The sequence below is a fragment of the Paenibacillus sp. JNU01 genome, assembly GCF_059130585.1.
The window spans coordinates 3,302,032-3,321,520 of the sequence record NZ_CP169723.1 but is presented as its reverse complement, the minus strand read 5'-3'; the positions used below and the strand labels follow the sequence as shown (position 1 = coordinate 3,321,520).

Genomic DNA, 19,489 nt, shown 5'->3' with positions numbered 1-19,489 from the left:
TGACCGGCCATAGACAACGGAGGGTTATAGTCGAATGAAAGAAGCTCGTGTACAGGTAAAGGTACCCCTGATCCCTCGTCCAGGTATGCAAGAGCCGGAGGAGAATATCGTTTCTGGAGTGGAAAGAGACAAGCCTGCCCCATTAAATCTGAGGACTGTTCCATCACAGCCTGCAAGATTATCAAACCCAGGACGGGTGTCGACAGATGAGCTGAACCAGCAGGCAACCGAGCATATTCATATACCTGTAATTGAGCTGGATCAATTCCGCCGTGTGAAGCGTCGCCGAATGCGGACATTCGGGCGAAAACCCCGATGGGGACGCAACGCTACACGATGGCAACCTGCTGCCGCTGTATCTGCCTTATTGGCAATGGCTTTGCTGATTCCGGTCATTCTGGTATGGCCACGGACAACCGAATCACCCAAGCCGATCCCTGCTCCAACAGATGCCAGCAGTACAAAAACTCCAGCTCCTGTGCCAGCAGTTCCTGTTACCTATCCAGAACCCCAGGTACGCGTATACCTGTCTGCAACGGGCACAACAATGAATCTGCCGCTGGAAGACTATGTTACGGGGGTTGTGGCTGCTGAGATGCCGGCGGAATTCAGGCTGGAGGCGTTAAAGGCGCAGGCGATAGCGGCTCGCACGTTTATCGTGCGAAGGCTTGCTGCTAGTGATACAAGCGGTGTTCCATCAGGTGCGGCGGATGTGACGGATACGGTCAGCCATCAGGTGTTTATTCCGCCAGATCAGGTAAAAGCAGATTGGACTCGCCTAGGGAAGGCGAAGGAATGGGAGAAGCTGCAACAGGCTGTGCGCGAAAGTCGAGATACGGTGATGACATATCAGGGCAAGGCGATCACCGCATCCTTTTTTTCCACAAGTAATGGGTATACCGAGAATGCGGAGGATGTGTGGGGTAACGCTGTACCGTATCTGCAAAGTGTGGATAGTCCATGGGACAAAACCCTTGCCCCAGGCTACAAACAGACCGTTACCATGAAACGTAACGAGATTCTGCAGAAGCTGAACCTGGATGCCATTCCGGTTACCACCCAGAAGAGTGGGTCGTGGATGGAGGTATTGTCTACAACCAAAGGACATCGGATTAAGGAAATGCAGATCGCAGGTGAAACCTTCAGTGGTCCAGAGGTGCGCAAGCTACTTGGATTAAGATCTAGCCAGTTCAGTTGGAAGACCACAGGTGATGAGGTCCAGATTACAACGTACGGATACGGGCATGGTGTTGGCATGAGCCAATGGGGAGCAAACGGCATGGCGCAGGAGGGACACACGGCCACCCAGATTCTCAAGCACTACTATACTGGTATCTCATTCGGACAGGCATCCAAGATGCTTGCATCGAAGTAGGAGAACCTAGGCGCTTTAAACTATATTATCCAGTCACATCCTATATCATTTCGCCTTTAGCCGATAAATGCACTTCATAGAAGGATTGGCCTCTACAGCCAATCCAGACCAGTCTACCAACCGCCCTTTCCGGAGGTTTTAAGACTTGGCTATATATGCGGAGAGTGCTAGCGTATGCAGAGCGCAGGGGGCAGAAAAGACCTGTAGAAGCAAAGCGTCCGCCTTTACTACCGGATTTCACCTTTGAAGAAGGTGATAGAAGAAATCTGGTAGTAACCAGCGGTCGAAAGGTTTTCTGGCCCCGAAGCGGTGCACGAACTAACACTCATCTCCAATATATATAGCACTCTTTGAAACCTCCGTGAAAATAATTAGAGTCGCACGTGTATAAAAGAGTTGCACCCGGTAACACTTGTTACTGAGGTGATCAAGATGAATGAACAAAACAAAAAAACAGTCCAAGAAGAAACTCCTAAAACAACTCAAGGAGTACCGGCTAGCCAGCCCTCTTCATGGAAAAGAGCAATGTCCAAACGCTGGGTCTTCCCGGCAGCCTACATCGCAGCAGCAGGCATTATACTAACCTTAGTGTGGGTCTATCAGGGAACAGGCGACAAAGCTATGAACCCGGACTCTGCTAGCGGGGTAGTAGAAACAGGTGCATCGGCGGGTACAGAAGGAACAGCAGCAGGCGGAGAAGAAGAAAGTGTGGAAGTTGTTGCCAAGTCGGAGAATTTTGTATGGCCGGTAGCGGTACCGTCCGAGATTTCGGTAGTAAAACCTTTCTATGATAGCGAAGCTTCAACCGAGGAACATGAAGCGGCAATGGTGCAGTACAATGATACATTCATCCCGAACACGGGTGTGGATCTGGCACGTGGGGATAACAAAACGTTTGAAGTCAAAGCAGCGCTTGCCGGTAAAGTTACCCGGGTTGAGCAAAATCCGCTTACAGGTCAAGTTGTGGAAATCACACACAGTGATAACCTGAAAACGGTATACCAAAGCTTGGCAGACGTCAAAGTGAAACAGGACGACGAAGTGAAACAAGGAGATGCGATTGCATCTGCTGGTGTCAATGAATTGGGTAAAACGCTTGGCAACCACCTTCACTTTGAAGTGTACGAAGATGGACAGCCGGTTAACCCGCAAGGATATCTTCCGGAAAAATAAATGATTTTTACCGCAGCAACATGACGGGCAGAGGGTTCAACCTCTGCTCTTTTTGTGCTTTTCAGAAAATAATGGGACCTTCGAAGCTTGTCACACCTCTAAACCGCGAATATATAGGCATGCTCCTCATATAATGTACCAAACTATCCACACAGTAGGGAGGCGGGAGCGTGCACGATTACATCAAGGAACGGACCATCAAAATTGGTCGCTGCATTGTTGAGACGAGGAATACGGTCCGTACCATAGCCAAAGAATTCGGCGTGTCAAAGAGTACTGTGCATAAGGATCTGACGGAGCGTCTGCCGGAAATCAACCCTGATCTTGCTGACCAGGTGAAACACATTTTGGAGTATCACAAGTCAATCCGCCATTTGCGGGGCGGTGAAGCGACCAAAATTAAATACAAAAAAACGAGTGGCAAGAAACGTGAGGTGTTGGCTTCCGCCAAATCGTAAGCATCTGCACAAAGACGTAGGTCAAAAAGCTCACACATGCATTGAATCCCTCCCCTGAAGTATGATATGTTAAAAGCTGGTACAGGATCGAATTATGACATCTTATCAGCCCGATTTTTACATATATATGTTGCACTTTGTCGAACGAGCGGTGACGTGATAAGGGACTCTTTTTCACAGGATACGCTGACCAAATAATATCACTTTGGGGGCTCTTTTATGTTTAGCAAGGATATCGGTATTGATCTTGGCACGGCAAACGTGCTTATTCACGTGAAAGGAAGTGGGGTTGTCCTCGATGAACCTTCCGTCGTGACCATTGAAAGAGATACGAAGCGTGTCCTTGCTGTTGGGGAAGAAGCGCGTCGTATGGTGGGGCGTACTCCAGGTAACATTGTTGCCATTAGACCGCTGCGTGACGGCGTTATTGCGGACTTCGAGATTACGGAAGCGATGCTCAGACATTTCATTAATCGTGTGGGTGCAAGAAGCTGGTACAGCCACCCTCGAATTTTGATCTGTGCACCAACGAACATTACTTCCGTGGAACAGAAGGCCATCCGCGAGGCGGCAGAACGCAGCGGTGCCAAAGAAGTGTTTCTGGAAGAAGAGCCGAAAGCGGCAGCGATCGGTGCGGGAATGGATATTTTTCAGCCGAGCGGCAATATGGTCGTGGATATCGGCGGCGGTACGACTGACGTTGCAGTCCTGTCTATGGGCGACGTGGTCACCGCCTCTTCTATTAAAGTCGCAGGGGACAAGTTCGACGAAGCTATTATCAAGTTTATTAAAGCCAAGTACAAGCTTATGATCGGTGAACGTACCGCGGAAGATATCAAAATTGCGATTGGTTCCGTGCATCCGGGTGGACGTCAAACCGAGATGGACATTCGCGGACGTGATATGGTATCCGGTCTGCCTGTTACCGTAACGGTATCGGGAAATGAAGTACAGGAAGCTCTCTGGGATTCTGTGCAATCCATCATCGTAGCAGCGAAGTCGGTATTGGAACGTACACCGCCTGAATTGTCAGCGGACATTATCGATCGTGGTGTTGTATTGACAGGTGGAGGTGCATTGCTGAACGGACTGGACGAGCTTTTGTCCAATGAATTGCATGTACCGGTATGGGTTGCGGAAGATCCAATGCACTGTGTCGTGAAGGGGACAGGCATAATGCTTAATAATTTGGATCAGGTGGTTAAGAAAAAGTTCTAATCTGCCGATATAAAAAGCAAAGGTTCGCCATGCTCGGAAAGCAGAACGGACAAGCAGCCAACCTGCGATGCAGTGCAAGCGCTTGAGGAGAGGGGTTAATACATGTTAAGAGGTCTGTACACCGCTACTGCGGGAATGATTACGCAACAACGCCGCCATGACACAGCAACACAGAATATCGTAAATATGAACACCACGGGATATAAACAGGTCAACAGCGTAAGCCGTTCCTTCCCGGAAATGCTCATTACCTTGGTAGGCGGAGATGCAAATCTCCCGACAAAGCGGCTGGGCAAGCTGAACACGGGGGTGTTCGCGGAAGAGAGTTTGTCCATGAATTTGCAGGGGACCATTATGGAGACGGGGCAGAAAAATGATTTTTCCATTTCATCCAATATGACGGTCAATGATCCGCAGACTGGACAACCTGTCCCTTTTGACGCATCAGGCAAATTTGTACGGGCCGATGGCACGGTAACTTATCAGCCTCAGGCGTATTTTACAGTTCAGGATGCAGAAGGTAACACCGGTTATACACGCGATGGTCACTTCGAGATTACAGGAACGGGACAACTGCTGAGCTCAACAGGTTCACAAGTGTTGGATAATAATGGACAACCTATAGTGTTGACAGGTTCTGTAGAGCAATTTAAAGTGGATGAGCAAGGCCGTTTGGTGGATGCAGCAACCGGTGCACCGACAGGGGTTACTCTCGGCATTAGTGTCATTGACCAGCCGAATCAACTGGTTCGTCAAGGTGATGGCAATTTCAGTCTCAGTGATGAAAATGGGGCAACGGCCCGGATGATGGCTGCTGGTGATAATGTGCAGATCCGTCAGGGTTATCTGGAAGGCTCCAATGTTGATGCTTCACAGGCAACAGTCGATATGAACGCCGCATTCCGGGCGTATGAAGCGAATCAGAAGGTCGTACAGTTCTACGACCGCAGTTTGGATAAAGCTGTCAATGAAGTCGGCCGTGTATAACGCCGACGTTTAAATATAACCGCGCAGCGGAGAGGCAAACGCCCTTTGCGCAGCAAAGCAGAGAGGCTCACGCGAAGCGAAGAGCCAAGACGCAGCCGAGCCTATGCGAGGATTGCGTGGCATTACTTGAGCGAAGCGAGGGTCTCGACAGCCCTTTGCGAAGCAAAGCAGGGAGAGACCACGCGTAGCGCGAGAGCCAAGACGCAGCTGAGCTTATGCGAGGAATGCGTGGCATTACTTGAGCGAAGCGACGGTCTCGACAGTCCTTTGCGAAGCAAAGCAGGGAAGAGACCACGCGGAGCTACCACGCCGCATAAAGAGCGTGCCGGGCTATGATTCAGCCATGTGAAACTATGGCGAGGATCATAACCCGGCAGTCGCGGCGAACACACACCACCGTCACTTAGCAAGATCGTACCCCACTTACCTAATCCGCCTGTTTCGGGAGTCCAGAGGGCAGCGCCATCTGGGGCCCTCCCTACTAGGGAGGGTTTGGGAGGGTGGACAGGACACAAGGGGAGGGTAAACCACCGATGAATAATTCGATGATTAGTGCCAAGGTTTCCATGACTGCCATACAGCAACGACTGGATGTCATTGCCGATAATATTGCCAACGTGAATACGGCAGGCTATAAGAGCAAGCAAGCGGCCTTCGAGGATGTGCTGACCCGGGTGCAACAACAACCGGACAAGTACAAACTGGATGGACGCTCCACACCGATGGGATATAACCTCGGTTTTGGTGCTCGTTTGGCGGATGTGACGAAGGATATGTCTCAAGGCCCCTTGAACGAGACCGGTCTTCCGACTGATCTGGCCATTGAAGGAAATGCCATGTTTGCAGTTGAAGCGAACGGGGAGAAAATGTGGACACGTCAGGGTGCATTTCATTTTGTACCGGATACAAGACCAAAAGCTAATCCAAATGCACCAGATATGATGGTGATGGTCAATGGTGAAGGTCACTTTGCTCTGGATCGTCAAGGTAATCGCATTACGGCACCGAATAATAGCAAAGTTGCTTTTGATGAAAATGGCAACCTGTTAATCCGACGCGGTAATGAGGCGAACGCAATCATTGGGGCACAACTCCAAGTGGTAGACATTGAACGCCCTGAAGGTCTGGTACAATATGCGGATAACCTGTTCGGCCTGGATGCGGGATTAACCGAGGATGATGTATTTGGCGCGAATGCAGCTACACGTCAAGCAGCTGCCTTAATCCGTCCAGGATTTCTGGAGCAATCCAATGTGGATATGACACAGGAGATGACTCTGCTTATGCAAGGACAGCGGACATATCAACTGGCGGCCAAGGCGCTAACTTCAAGTGATTCCATGTTGGGTCTTGCCAACAATATGAGAGCGTAAAAGGTGAATGTGATGACAGAAACACAGCAGCAGAACAGTAAGCCAGAGAAAAAGGAAGTCAAGAGGAAGAAGAGTGGATGGCGCATCGCTAGATGGTTCTTGATCCCGGCCCTGCTTGTTCTTGCCCTCGCTGGCGGAATGGTAGCTGGATATGTGGTACTGGGCAAACAGGATATCGGTTCCGTATGGCAATGGAGTACATGGGAACATGTATATAATCTAGTGTTCGCTCCATAATGTAACGAGTTAAGCGAAAACTCCTGCGCAGGCAGGAGTTTTCTTTTTGACGTTGAAAACAGTATAATGATGGATGACGTTTGACGTCAAAAGAGGCCTCCCCTGCGAAAGACATTCGTCATCGCGAAGAGAGACCCCTTATCTTAACCTTCACTACTGCAGTCATGAAGGATATAACTAGTGTTAACCGAAAATATGCTTTCCATACAAAATTTAAATTAAAACATTTTATATGAGCTTCGCCTTTGTCATGTGGGGGTTGACCTTGCAGCACCGAAGTAAGTGGAGGGAACGGAATCGTTCAGAAGAAGCGAAGCGCTCGCCTAAAAGCTTTCTGTAAAGAAAGCTGCTTCGAAAGCATAAGCTGTTTCCTAATGTTATCCATCTGAGATATAGCTCAGAAACATTAGGAAACAACAGCGATCGAAAGAACGATCCGTAACCGTAACGGTCACCTATGCGCACATGAGAACTTTATGATGAAGAATGCTCATATAAACATCCCGAGAGGAGATTACACTGTGCTCGATATTAAACAGATTCAAGAAATCATCCCGCACCGTCCCCCGTTTTTGCTGGTGGACAAGATTCTAGAGATTGAGGATGGCAAACGTGCCGTTGGTCTGAAGAACGTAACCATTAACGAACCATTCTTCATTGGTCATTTTCCAGAGTATCCGGTAATGCCGGGTGTACTGATTACTGAAGCGCTGGCTCAAGTTGGTGCAGTAGCCATTCTGAATATGGAAGGCAATAAAGGCAAAATTGGCTTTTTGGCGGGACTGGACAACTTCCGATTCCGTGGACAAGTCGTGCCCGGAGATACGTTGATCCTGGAAGTGGAGATTACACGTTTGAAGGGTTCTATTGGTAAAGGTAAAGCAACTGCCCGAGTGGACGATAAAGTAGTCGCTGAAGGCGAGATTATGTTTGCACTGTCTGACCCAAGCTGATTACATACGTGAGCATTGACATCATTTCGGAACATAGACGGGCCGAATGATGCACGATGCTGAAGTAACTCAGCACACCTGAATTTATATAGACGGAAGGGGTTTATCAGAAATGGAACAGTTAAGCACAGCAGCATCAGAGACGTTGCAGCAATGGTTGGAGGATGCTTCGATTGATGAAGCAACGAAACAGGAGCTTCGTGACTTGCAGGATCAGCCGAAAGAGCTAGAGGAACGTTTTTACAGAAACCTGGAGTTTGGTACAGGGGGATTGCGCGGGGTCATTGGTGCAGGAAGCAACCGGATGAACCGTTACACCGTAGGTCGGGCGACGCAAGGATTTGCGCGTTATTTGCTTGAGCAGCATGGTGACCAAGAAGGCAAACCTTCTGTGGTCATTGCTCATGATTCCCGTCATTTCTCACCTGAATTCACACTGGATGCTGCGCTTGTACTGGCTGGAAACGGCATTGTAGCCAAGCTGTTCCCATCCCTGCGTTCAACTCCAGAGTTGTCATTTGCAGTGCGTAATCAGAAGGCTACTGGCGGAATCGTTGTAACAGCGAGCCATAACCCACCGGAATACAACGGATACAAAGTCTACAATCATGAGGGCGGTCAATTGGTACCAGCTGAAGCAGAAAAAGTCATTCATTACATCCAGGAAGTGCCTTCCCTTGCTGACGTGAAGAAGCTGACGCAAGAAGAAGCAGAAGCCCAAGGGCTCCTGATCTGGTTGGGTGAAGACCAAGACCAAGCATTCGTGGATACCGTAGCAAGCCGTAGTCTGAGCCGCGAACTGATCCAATCGGGCATTGGTCGTGATTTCAAAATTGTATACACACCGCTGCACGGCACAGGCAACATCCCTGTACGTCGCGTGTTGGAGCAGATCGGTTTCGAGCAAGTGCACATTGTAGCTGAACAGGAACAGCCGGATGCTGAGTTCTCTACCGTGAAATCCCCTAACCCGGAAGAACGCGAAGCGTTTACGCTTGCAATGAAGCTGGGAGAATCCGTGGGCGCTGACATTTTGATCGGAACAGATCCGGATGCAGACCGTATGGGTGCTGTCGTGAAAGACAACGATGGCAAATATTTCGTCTTGTCTGGTAACCAGTCTGGTGCCATTATGGTACATTATCTGCTGAGTCGCCTACAAGAGACAGGAACACTGCCAAGCAATGGCGCAGTTGTCAAAACGATCGTAACTAGTGAGATGGGTGCTGTTATTGCTGAACATTACGGTGCAGAAGTGATGAACACACTGACAGGTTTCAAATATATTGGTGAAAAAATGAACCAGTTCGAAGCAACAGGCAGTCATACCTTCTTGTTCGGATATGAAGAGAGTTATGGCTACCTTTCAGGCAACTATGCCCGCGACAAGGATGCTGTTCTTGCCTCGATGCTGATTGCTGAAGCTGCTGCTTATTATAAAAGCCAAGGCAAGACACTCTATGATGTCTTGCAAGAGCTGTACAACCAATTCGGGTACTTCTTGGAGAAGCTGGAATCCCGTACGCTGAAAGGTAAAGACGGCGTAGCTCAGATTCAGGCCAAAATGACGGACTGGCGTTCCAATCCGCCACAAGAAGTAGCGGGAATTGCTGTACAAGATGTATTGGACTACTCCCTTGGTCTGGACGGTCTTCCGAAGGAAAACGTACTGAAGTTCATTTTGGCAGATGGATCATGGTTCTGCTTGCGCCCTTCAGGAACAGAACCGAAGATCAAAGTATACTTCGCCGTTCGTGGAGAGAGTTTGGAAGATGCAGAAAGCCGGATCGAGCGTCTGGTGACCAACGTAATGTCGCGTGTAGACGCACAATAATACGAATGCAACAATGAGCAAGAACATGAGAAGGCCTCTCCGCACCGTAAGGTTGGTTGGCGGAGGGGTTTTTCTTTGAAATAAAAGTGTAGATAGACTGGCATATATCAGGGCTTGTTGACACAAGCTGTTTGTAACCTATTGTATAAATGTTAAATGAACGAATTACTTGAGCTGAACGTGCATTTGGTTCCAACACTTGAGGAGGTACATGTAGTGCGTCAAAAATGGCTTTATTGGAATAACGCTTCTCGGAAGTGGTTGTGGCTCGTCGTTATTATCGGTCTGGTTGCGTCCATCCCTGTAATCAGTGATCGGGTGCAGACAGAATCTTCTGCCAAAAAGGTGGAGCTTGTTTTCAACTATCGGGGTCTGCTGGATATCTCCGCGTATCAGGCACATCCGCAAGATTTCATGAATGAACAATTGACTCGTCTAAAAGACGCAGGCGTTACAACGATGGCTGTGTTCGAAAGTACATTGGACGAGCTGAGAAAGACACGCCGACTGATGGTATACAACGGTCAGGATCTCGCGAACCTGACCAAAGATGTGATCCCTTCTAACGCGAATTACACGTATGTGTTATTTACATCAGAGGAAAACGCACAGACGTATACCCCTATTATTGAACAAACGTTCGCTGATCGGCAGATTCCGGTGCAACCATGGGAATATGAAGGTCGTAGCGGCTTAATATTGCAGACTCCTCCAGAGAATGCCAACATGCAGCCTTTGCAGCCTGATCCGGTTGCCGTGAAGATGCTGCGTGATAAAGGTTTTTACATTTTGCCGCGGATCTCAGACAGTGTGCCCTACAGCCAGGAATCGATGGAGCGCTTGCTTACCTTTTTCGAAGAGAATGGCGTAAAGCGCATCTTGTTTGATGGTGATGCTGTGAAAGGGTACAATGATAATGCAGAGATGAGAAGTCTTGATCAGTTCGCACAGTTGCTGAACAAGCACAATATTGGTCTTGCAGCCATTGAGAACTTGAAGAAACCGCAGTCTGGATTCCAGACCCTTGCTTATAAAACGGATTACAACGTTACGCGTCTGTACTCGCTTAGTGATGGCGATGCCAATCTGGACGTAGACACGATCGCTGACCGTTTTGTACTGGCAACCAAAGACCGCAACATTCGTATGCTTTATATGAATGCATCGCCAAGTCGGAATACAGCCAAGGCCATGATTACAGATCCAATTGAGAATCTGATCAACAGCCTGGGTGAGCCTGGTCATGCGATAGAACGTATGGCGAAACATGGCTTCGAACTTGGACAAGCTGAAGCATTCACAGTGAAGGATTCGTCGATTCAACGTTATGCCAAGCTGGTTGCTCTCGTTGGTGCGATTGCGATGATTGCACTTATGGTTTCTTATTTTATCCCACTACTGACCTTGATCGCATTTGTGGTTGCTTTGGTGGGCAGTGCAGGATTGTTCCTCTTGAAACCAACGCTGCTGGAGCAAGGAATAGCCTTGCTTGTGGCCATAGCGGCGCCGACCATAGCGATGGTGCTGGCCGTTCGTACCGTGAACTATCAGCAACAGCGTCAACCCGACGCATCTGCGGGTCGTCGTTTGAAACAGACTGTAGTTTTATATGTAAGAACGTCAATTATTTCGTTCCTGGCCGTACCATTTGTCATTGCGTTGCTTAACAGCATTACGTACAGTCTGGTCATTAACCAGTTCCGCGGCGTAAGTCTGTTGCACTTTGCACCTATGGCACTGGTAGCGATCTACATTGTGTTTTATCGTGGTTCTGGATCGTTCTCTATTAAGAAAATTAAAGAAATGCTTCGTATGCCAATTAATGTGTTAATGGTTGTATTGGCACTCGTTGCTGCCGTTGTTGGATACTATTACTTGAGCCGTACAGGCAACTCGGGATCAGTAACACCATTCGAGATGTTCCTGCGTACTACGCTGGAAGATACGTTCGGTGTACGTCCGAGATTCAAAGAATTTATGCTGGGACACCCGCTGTTTATCGTTGGCGTGTTCGCCGCTTTAAAATATCGTAAAGTCATCTTTGTGCTCATTATTGCAGCGATTGGACAATTGTCCATGGTGGATACGTTCGCGCATATCCATACGCCGGCTGTATTGTCACTCATTCGTGGAGTGATGGGATTGGGACTTGGCTTAATCTTCGGTATCATTGCTGTGGGTGTGTGGCAAGTAGCGGAAGGATGTTGGAAAAAATGGTCACCACTTCTCAAAAGTTAGTCATCTCGGGGTATTACGGATTCCGCAATAGCGGAGACGAAGCGGTGCTAAAGTCGATTTTGACAGCGCTGGAAGAGGAAAGCCAAAGGTCGAACATAACGATTGAACCTATTGTTCTTTCGGGTGATCCCGAGTCGACAACCGCCATGTACGGTGTGCGCTCCGTGAACCGTATGAAATTAAAGGAAGTCCGTGAAGCACTCAAGGAGAGCGATGGGCTAATCAGTGGCGGAGGAAGTCTATTGCAGGATGCAACTGGACTGAAATCCATTCCTTATTATCTGGGTGTGATCAAGCTGGCTCAGATGCTGAAAAAACCAACGTTTATCTATGCACAGGGTATTGGCCCTGTGAATCGAAAAATTTTTAACCCGATGATCAAATCAGTCTTTAAGAGCTGCACCTATGTATCTGTTCGGGATGAACAATCTGCAGATTACCTGCGTGGTCTCGGGCTACAGTGGAATCAGATCCATGTTGTACCCGACCCCGTAATGGGTTTGCCACTACCTGAGACTAAAGTTAAGAGTGGCACAGGTGCAGTTTCAACCAATGGAGCTACCCAAGCTAACCAAGTGGAAACTACATCTGGAGCACACACGAAGCTTCCAGTGATCGGGATATCGGTACGGTTCTGGGAGTCGGATCGTAAAGAGCTAACGGCTATTGCCGCGGGATTGAAAAAGTTATGTTCCAAAAGAGCTGTTCACTTGCGTTTTCTGCCGTTTCATTTGCCGATTGATGAACAGGCTTCACGATTCCTTATGGAATTGCTCGGTGATGTGACCAGCAAAGGCAGTGAGGTTAGCATCGCACAGGATCTGACCGACCCTCAGCTTATGCTGGAGGAAGTCAGCAAGTGTGATCTTGTCATCGGTATGCGTCTGCACAGTCTGATCTATGCAGCTTCGCAATATGTGCCACCGGTGGGTATCTCGTATGATCCTAAAATCGATCAATTCTTGCTTCGACTGGATAGTGAACCAGCAGGGGATACGAGCTCTCTCGATGGCGACAAACTCGCCAAGACTGTCGTTGGATTGCTGGATCAACGATCACAGTGGCTGAAGGAACATGAAGATGGCATCACCGAATTGAAGCAGGAAGCCAGAGTGCCTGCACAGCAGATTATTAACTATTTAGGCCGCAAAGGATGAGATAAAGATGAGTCAGACCGGATCCATACCTACCGTTTCGATCTACGGCATTCCTTTTTCCAAACTGACGATGAAAGAAACGGTAAAGGTTCTCCAGGAAGCTGTGCTGTCCAAGCAACCACATCAAGTCATTACAGCCAACCCGATTATGGTTATGGCTGCACTGGAAAATCCCGCAATCATGGAAGTCATGCAATCTGCGGAAATAATTGTTCCTGATGGAACAGGGGTTGTATGGGCGGCAAACTATTGTGGAGATCCAGTAGCTGAGCGAGTGCCGGGATTTGAGCTTTTACATGAATTGCTGCGTGTTGGAGAAAACTATCGATGGGGTGTATATTTGCTGGGTTCCACCCCTGAGGTGATTCAAGAAACGGCAGTTCGGTTACAACAGCAATATCCGGCGATTCGTATTGTGGGTTATCGCGACGGTTATTTTGGTCCGGCTGAGGATGAACAGGTTATCGCTTCTATTCGCGAAGCTTCACCTGATCTGTTGTTTGTAGCACGTGGGGCCGATACACAGGAACCTTGGATTCATAAACACAAAGATGCACTGCAGGTTCCCGTAACCATGGGTGTTGGCGGCAGCTTTGATGTGATTTCGGGTAAAACCAAACGTGCGCCTATGCTGTTCCAAAAGTTAAGACTGGAGTGGTTCTATCGCTTATTGCGTGAACCAAGCCGGGCTGGCCGGATGCTTGCGCTTCCGAAATTCGCTGTTAAGGTGATGCGTGACAAAGAAAACGTGACAAAAGCCCGTTAAAAACAGGTAATTAAGAGATAAATGCTTGTTTATGCTAGAAATTGAGGATAGCTTTTCGGGTGGGATCGGCGTATAATTCATTCCGGATTACATGTGTGCCACTCAAATGAAACTTTAAGTTGCACGTTGCCACTTCGATGTCAGAATAACCTTTTGATCGCTGTTATCCCTGGATTTCTTTTTCTAACCTTTACAAGGTTGAAATCCCGTGATAAAGGCGAATGCTTCGCTTCTACAGGTTATTTCTGCCCTCTCCGTTCTGGTGCAAATGGCATTTTTCATCAAAAGTGACTAACAATAATTTTTTATATATAAAAAGAGATCAGGGGATTTATAATTTCGTACAGGTATTATAATTGGGGGTCGAATGTTCAAATGGTAGCGATCTTTATCATTGGATTTATCGTGTCAATGGGACTGGCTCTTGCCCTGACACCGCTTGTCAAAAAGTTCGCAGTCCGCATTGGCGCAATGGATACGCCGAATGCACGTAAAGTACACACACGGATCATGCCGCGTCTTGGCGGTCTGGGGATATTCCTGGCCTTTATTATTACAGTTGCTGCATTGCTTCCGTTTGTATCGGCATGGTTCACGACTCGGGATATGAGTTTTGTCAGTGCGTTTCTGATTGGTGGAACAATTATCGTATTGATTGGAGCACTTGATGATCGGTTTGAGCTCTCAGCCAAAGTGAAGTTGCTTGGTCAGATCGTTGCTGCTTCTGTCGTTGTATTCGGATTTAATATCCGGGTAGATTTCGTTAACATTCCTTTTCAGGATTCCTATTCTTCACTCGAAGCTTGGGTATCCATTCCGCTGACGATCTTATGGATCGTTGGTGTAACCAATGCGATTAACCTGATTGATGGTCTGGATGGTCTGGCTGCCGGTGTATCCGGTATTGCGATTGGTACCATTGCCGTGATGTCCTTCCTGATGGGTAACATGATGATCGCCTTGATGTGTCTTGTATTGCTGGGTAGTATTATCGGATTCCTGTTCTTCAACTTCCACCCGGCTAAGATCTTCATGGGGGATACGGGATCACTATTCCTTGGTTTCTCTCTGGCGATGCTGTCCATGCTCGGATTCAAACAAATTGCTGTCGTGTCCTTCATTACACCGCTGATCATCATCGGCGTGCCGCTCTCGGATACCTTCTTCGCGATCATCCGTCGTGCGGTACAACGGAAACCGATTTTCTCACCGGATAAAGGTCACCTGCATCATTGCTTGCGTGAACTTGGATTCAGTCACCGTCAGACGGTACTGATCATATACGGAATTGCCGCGTTCTTCGGAGTTCTGGCGATTATTCAATCTTCCGCTGCCATGTTCGAAGCCAACTGGGTAACATTTGTGGTCATCTGCATCATGATGTTTTTCCTCCAGGTAGGAGCAGAAGTCATCGGACTTGTTAGCAAGACGAGAAGACCGGTTATTAACTTCCTGATGCGCATGCGTGTTAAGATGAGCCCAGAGACTCGTTCGAAATCATAAATAGATAAATGTAATGCTTATAGCTATTCTTGAATATTATTCCAGACCCAACCTTATCCCTCGTGGATAAGGTTTTTTGTTTATTTTGAGATTTTTACTAAATAATTGGAACCTTTTGCCGATATATAAAGGTAACTGACTTAAAAAGAGGAGAGATGATACGTAATGCAACAAAAGAAACGGCCGTTGGTCTGGATCATGTTGGTCACCATGGTGTTCTCATTGTTCCCACAAGGTCTATTCGGTGGGGCTGTTGCTTCAGCTGCAGACGGTGATCCGGTAACTCCAGGATCTAATGCTTATACCACATATTTTACGCCAGATCTTAGAACATTGCGGGAGACCGCTGCTCTATCTATAGTTCAAGATGCAACCAAGGCCTTCTTGACACGTTCGAATGCATACACAACCTCAACTTCATCAATTACAATTTCAGGTTCTTATGCGTTTGTATCCAATACGAGCTTGAAGGTTAAGGTTGAACAACTGAATTTGGTTACATCCGGTTCAGATAGCAAATGGGTACCGGACTCCACTAAATCAATTACAACTGCTGTTACTGCTGATCCAAGTGGCAATAACAAATTCACAGCCAATAACCTGAATCTGTTCCCGGGATTCAACCGGGTTACTTTCTCGGGTAACCAGGGATCAGTTGAGCGCTCAGATACATTCTATGTATTGTACGATCAGGCTCCATTTATTGAGAGCTTCCAAGTATTTACGGACAGTTCCGCTACAGGCGGTAACAAGTCCTATAACTTGAATGAAGGTTCCAACACGGTTGTAGATACCCAACGTGTATCTATTCAAGGTAAAGTACAGAACTCTACGCTTGTAAGCGTAAAAGTGAACGGCGGGGACGAGATCAATGCCTCCATGCTGCAAGATGGATCGTTCTTCTTGCCACAGCTAGCATTAAAAGCAGGATTGAATAATTTGAAATTCAAAATTTCAAGCGCATCCAATGCCATTGAAACAGAACGTTCCATTTATTATTTTGATAAAGATCAACCTTTTACGGATTTGAAAGTGCAATTGGGTGGACAGGACAAGTCTATTTTGGGTAGCAATCCAACCTTTACAGGTACCAGTCAAACCAATGCAACATTGACTGGACAGGTATTGCTTCCGTATTCAGCGAGCCCTAATCCATTTAGTCCGACGAATGGTGAAATCACGTTGTCTAATGGCAACTTGACGCAACCAACTAATTTTGTGTTTGAGTCAGATCCTGATGAAGAGGTACTAATCACGGGCTCGGATGGTGTAACCATTGAGTATCGATTGGTAAAATTCGAGGTTACAACACCGTATAACTTGGAACTTGCCGCAGATGGAACAACTCCGAAGAAGGATCAGACGCTTCGTCTCCGTCTCGCTTACGGTAATTTCAGTGCGGGATATAACGCAAGTTATACCTTCTCTCCAGGAGCACAGGATATCACAGAAATTTATTATTTGCCTGACTACAAAGTGGGTGAAGCCATTGATTCCCAAACGAAGCTTGATGGCACTAAGCTGCAAAGCGATGAGTTCTTCATTCTGGTAGAATCCAGTGAACCTATTTCAGGGACGCTTGTAGGTGAATATTTACCAACAGGCACAACCAAGCTAACTGTAGCTAACGTAGCTTCGCCAACGGGATTACCTAATAACCAAAAAATCTATAAAATATCAGGTTTCCTTGGTGGAGATCAACAAGTACGTTTTTATTATGGTAGTCCGACCAATTTGCCTAAGGTCGTGAAAATTTCTTATGTAACTGCAAGTTCGATATATGTGGAAAGTCTTCAGAATGGACAGACATATACATTTAACTCCAAGAGCAACGAACAGAAGCTTACGTTAAAAGGACGTTTTATTGGTTTTAAAACCATTGGCGGTACTAACTTCGTGGCTGAAATATTGGTGAATGGTAAAAAGCATACAACGGCAACAACGTTCCCGAATGCAGATGGAACGTTCAGTGTAGATCTTCCCGTCTTGAAATCAGGACCAATTGTATATGGTGAGAACACGATTCTAATTCGTGCTACAGACGAGGATGCCAACAAACTTCCAATCACGATCTCGACTACGTTGAAGATCAACGTCATTGACCAAAATCAGTCAACAGTGACATCATTCATGCCTACGCTGATTCCTAAGGACTCACGTCAGCAGTTTATTAACAAACCAATTACGCAATATGAAGATGACGAGATGAAGCGCATTTTCTCGGTTACACCTGAATTTGCGTTCAAAGAAGACAAGTATGTTACAAGTGAAGAGAATTATGACCTCGTCATTAATGGCGGTGGTGCAGATATTGTGAACGTCTACTTTGGTTCCGATAAAATTTTCACTAAAGAATTGACAAGTACAACGATTTTCGAAGTAAATCAACCGGCTACAACTGGATTGCCAAGCTATGATATTACAGGTAATAGTGACCTGTTTATCGCACGGATTCAGAATCTGAAGTTTGATGTACCCGGAACACATGTGTACACACTCGAACTGATCAACAGCACAGGTGCAAGAACGACACAACGTTTGGAGATTGTACGCGAACCTTCTTCATACCGTATTTTGTCTCCACAGCCTACGGTAGGTAATAACATCGTTGTGAACAAAAACTTTGTTCGTTTCGATATTGAAGCTGAGGGAGCATCCCAAGTATTGATTGGTAAAGAGCCTGCAGTTAAACGTACGGATATGAATAATCGTTTTGTATTGGATTATGTAGGACTCAAAGCAGACAAGAATAATGCAATTAAGATTCAGATTATCCGCGAGGGTGGCACCATTAACGATACAATCAATGTGTATTATACAGGTGCGATCGCGATTGATTCACAGTACATGGCTCCTAAGGTAGCCAACAAATATACTGTGTTTAACAAAAATTTGGTGCTTTCATTCCCGAAAGGAACAGTGCTGCAATCGACAACAACAAGTGGCATGGTGAAGTTCTATCCAGACAATAAACTGCTGTTTGGTATCGCTGATCCAAAAGATGGGGTTGTAGAACGTAAGAATGACTACGGGAATGTTATCGGAGTTAATGCAGATGACAGAAGCACCAATGGTGCCAGCGTAATCCGTATTCCTACCGAGTTGTCGAGTTTCTTCGCCTCGGTGATTAATACAGCCAACTTCACTCAAGTATCTGATATTTACTGGATCAACGGTGGTCTGGGTGAACTGGGTGATCGTGGTACGAACGGATACAAAGCAGGAACGAACGGAATTACACCGTATTCCATTGATGGAGAGTTTACAAGATATGCTCAAGAGCGTATTCTGACGCCATCCCAGCGCGGAACGTTAACGCTGAGCTATGATCCATCCATTGTTGACGATGTAGGGTCTACAATTACCGTATATCGTTACTCGGATGACTCTAATGTAGGTAAATGGGTTTCCATAGGTGGTGCGGTGGATACGAAGAGTCACACCATTACCGTACCGTTTGATGAATTTGGTTATTACAAAGTCATGAAGCAAAGTCAAAGTTACCCGGATATCACAAACCATCCATGGGCACGGAACTTGCTGAATGCGATGTATTCCAAAGGGATTATGAATCCGCTGAGAACCAATGCATTTGGTGCGGATGATCAGACAACACGTGGCGAATTTGCTACTTTGCTTGTCAAAGGTATGGATATCCAATTGGTAAAACCAAGCAAAACAACCTTCACAGACGTTTCCGAGAACACCAAATCGGATCGTTGGACATATGAAGCGATCGAAACAGCAGCACGCGCAGGTATTGTTCAAGGACTTAGTGATGGCTTCTTTGGACCGGATCAGCCGGTTACACGGGAGCAGGCAGCTGTTATGATTGCGCGTGCGATGAATGCCAAGCTTGCAGCTAATGACAGTAAGCTGACGGCTACGTTGGCCAAATCGTTCCTGGATTCAACTTCTATTGATTTCTATGCACGACCAGCTATTGTGGCGGTTACCAAAGCAAAAATCATGGAAGGAAGCCCTGTAAACATTCCAGGTGCAGCCAAAACGCAATTCCAATTCAATCCAAAAGGTAATATGACTCGTGCAGAAGCAGCCAAGATTGCTGTAGAACTGCTTAAGAAGAGCACGAAGCTATTCCCGAAAACATTGAGTTAATCTAACAGTGTTGAGATAATTTTAGGAAGGACCTGTCCCTTTTACTAAAGGGGTGGGTTCTTTTTATGACTGTAGAACAGCTTATATAGAATTCATTT

The 19,489-nt window shown here is 46.9% G+C and carries 14 protein-coding genes; all 14 read left to right on the top strand.

Going from position 1 to position 19,489, the window contains the following annotated elements; genetic code table 11:
* The first annotated feature begins 34 nt into the window (after positions 1–34).
* Entirely contained in the window at positions 35–1,375 is a 1,341-nt protein-coding gene (spoIID, locus tag NLBNIHML_RS14465; protein WP_494354604.1) for a stage II sporulation protein D, read from the top strand.
* A 432-nt stretch (positions 1,376–1,807) separates the two neighbouring features.
* Positions 1,808–2,548, top strand: coding sequence for a M23 family metallopeptidase (locus NLBNIHML_RS14460; RefSeq protein WP_253441323.1), 741 nt, complete (start codon positions 1,808–1,810; stop codon positions 2,546–2,548).
* A 170-nt stretch (positions 2,549–2,718) separates the two neighbouring features.
* Positions 2,719–3,006 (top strand): sporulation transcriptional regulator SpoIIID, encoded by a 288-nt coding sequence (gene spoIIID, locus NLBNIHML_RS14455; protein ID WP_024632710.1) that lies wholly within the window; start codon positions 2,719–2,721, stop codon positions 3,004–3,006.
* 219 nt (positions 3,007–3,225) lie between these two features.
* Positions 3,226–4,224 (top strand): rod shape-determining protein, encoded by a 999-nt coding sequence (locus NLBNIHML_RS14450; protein ID WP_253441322.1) that lies wholly within the window; start codon positions 3,226–3,228, stop codon positions 4,222–4,224.
* Between the two features lie 102 nt (positions 4,225–4,326).
* A complete protein-coding gene (locus NLBNIHML_RS14445; protein WP_433747875.1) occupies positions 4,327–5,211 on the top strand; it encodes a flagellar hook-basal body protein in 885 nt (294 codons plus the stop codon).
* 533 nt (positions 5,212–5,744) lie between these two features.
* Positions 5,745–6,584, top strand: coding sequence for a flagellar hook-basal body protein (locus NLBNIHML_RS14440; protein ID WP_339238184.1), 840 nt, complete (start codon positions 5,745–5,747; stop codon positions 6,582–6,584).
* Positions 6,585–6,596: 12 nt separating this feature from the next.
* Complete coding sequence (locus tag NLBNIHML_RS14435; protein ID WP_494354603.1) at positions 6,597–6,821, top strand: DNA-directed RNA polymerase subunit beta; 225 nt, start codon at positions 6,597–6,599, stop codon at positions 6,819–6,821.
* A gap of 521 nt (positions 6,822–7,342) precedes the next feature.
* Positions 7,343–7,774, top strand: coding sequence for a 3-hydroxyacyl-ACP dehydratase FabZ (gene fabZ / locus NLBNIHML_RS14430; protein ID WP_145324406.1), 432 nt, complete (start codon positions 7,343–7,345; stop codon positions 7,772–7,774).
* Between the two features lie 112 nt (positions 7,775–7,886).
* Entirely contained in the window at positions 7,887–9,608 is a 1,722-nt protein-coding gene (locus tag NLBNIHML_RS14425) for a phospho-sugar mutase (RefSeq protein ID WP_494354602.1), read from the top strand.
* Between the two features lie 216 nt (positions 9,609–9,824).
* A complete protein-coding gene (locus tag NLBNIHML_RS14420; RefSeq protein WP_494354601.1) occupies positions 9,825–11,846 on the top strand; it encodes a DUF5693 family protein in 2,022 nt (673 codons plus the stop codon).
* Positions 11,822–13,003, top strand: a complete 1,182-nt coding sequence (csaB, locus tag NLBNIHML_RS14415) for a polysaccharide pyruvyl transferase CsaB (protein WP_494354600.1) — start codon at positions 11,822–11,824, stop codon at positions 13,001–13,003. Before NLBNIHML_RS14420 ends, csaB begins: the two co-directional genes overlap by 25 nt.
* Positions 13,004–13,010: 7 nt before the next feature.
* A complete protein-coding gene (locus NLBNIHML_RS14410) occupies positions 13,011–13,769 on the top strand; it encodes a WecB/TagA/CpsF family glycosyltransferase (protein WP_494354599.1) in 759 nt (252 codons plus the stop codon).
* Between the two features lie 375 nt (positions 13,770–14,144).
* Positions 14,145–15,272, top strand: a complete 1,128-nt coding sequence (locus NLBNIHML_RS14405) for a glycosyltransferase family 4 protein (RefSeq protein WP_339238171.1) — start codon at positions 14,145–14,147, stop codon at positions 15,270–15,272.
* A 165-nt stretch (positions 15,273–15,437) separates the two neighbouring features.
* Positions 15,438–19,391, top strand: a complete 3,954-nt coding sequence (locus tag NLBNIHML_RS14400) for an S-layer homology domain-containing protein (RefSeq protein WP_494354598.1) — start codon at positions 15,438–15,440, stop codon at positions 19,389–19,391.
* Positions 19,392–19,489: the final 98 nt, after the last annotated feature.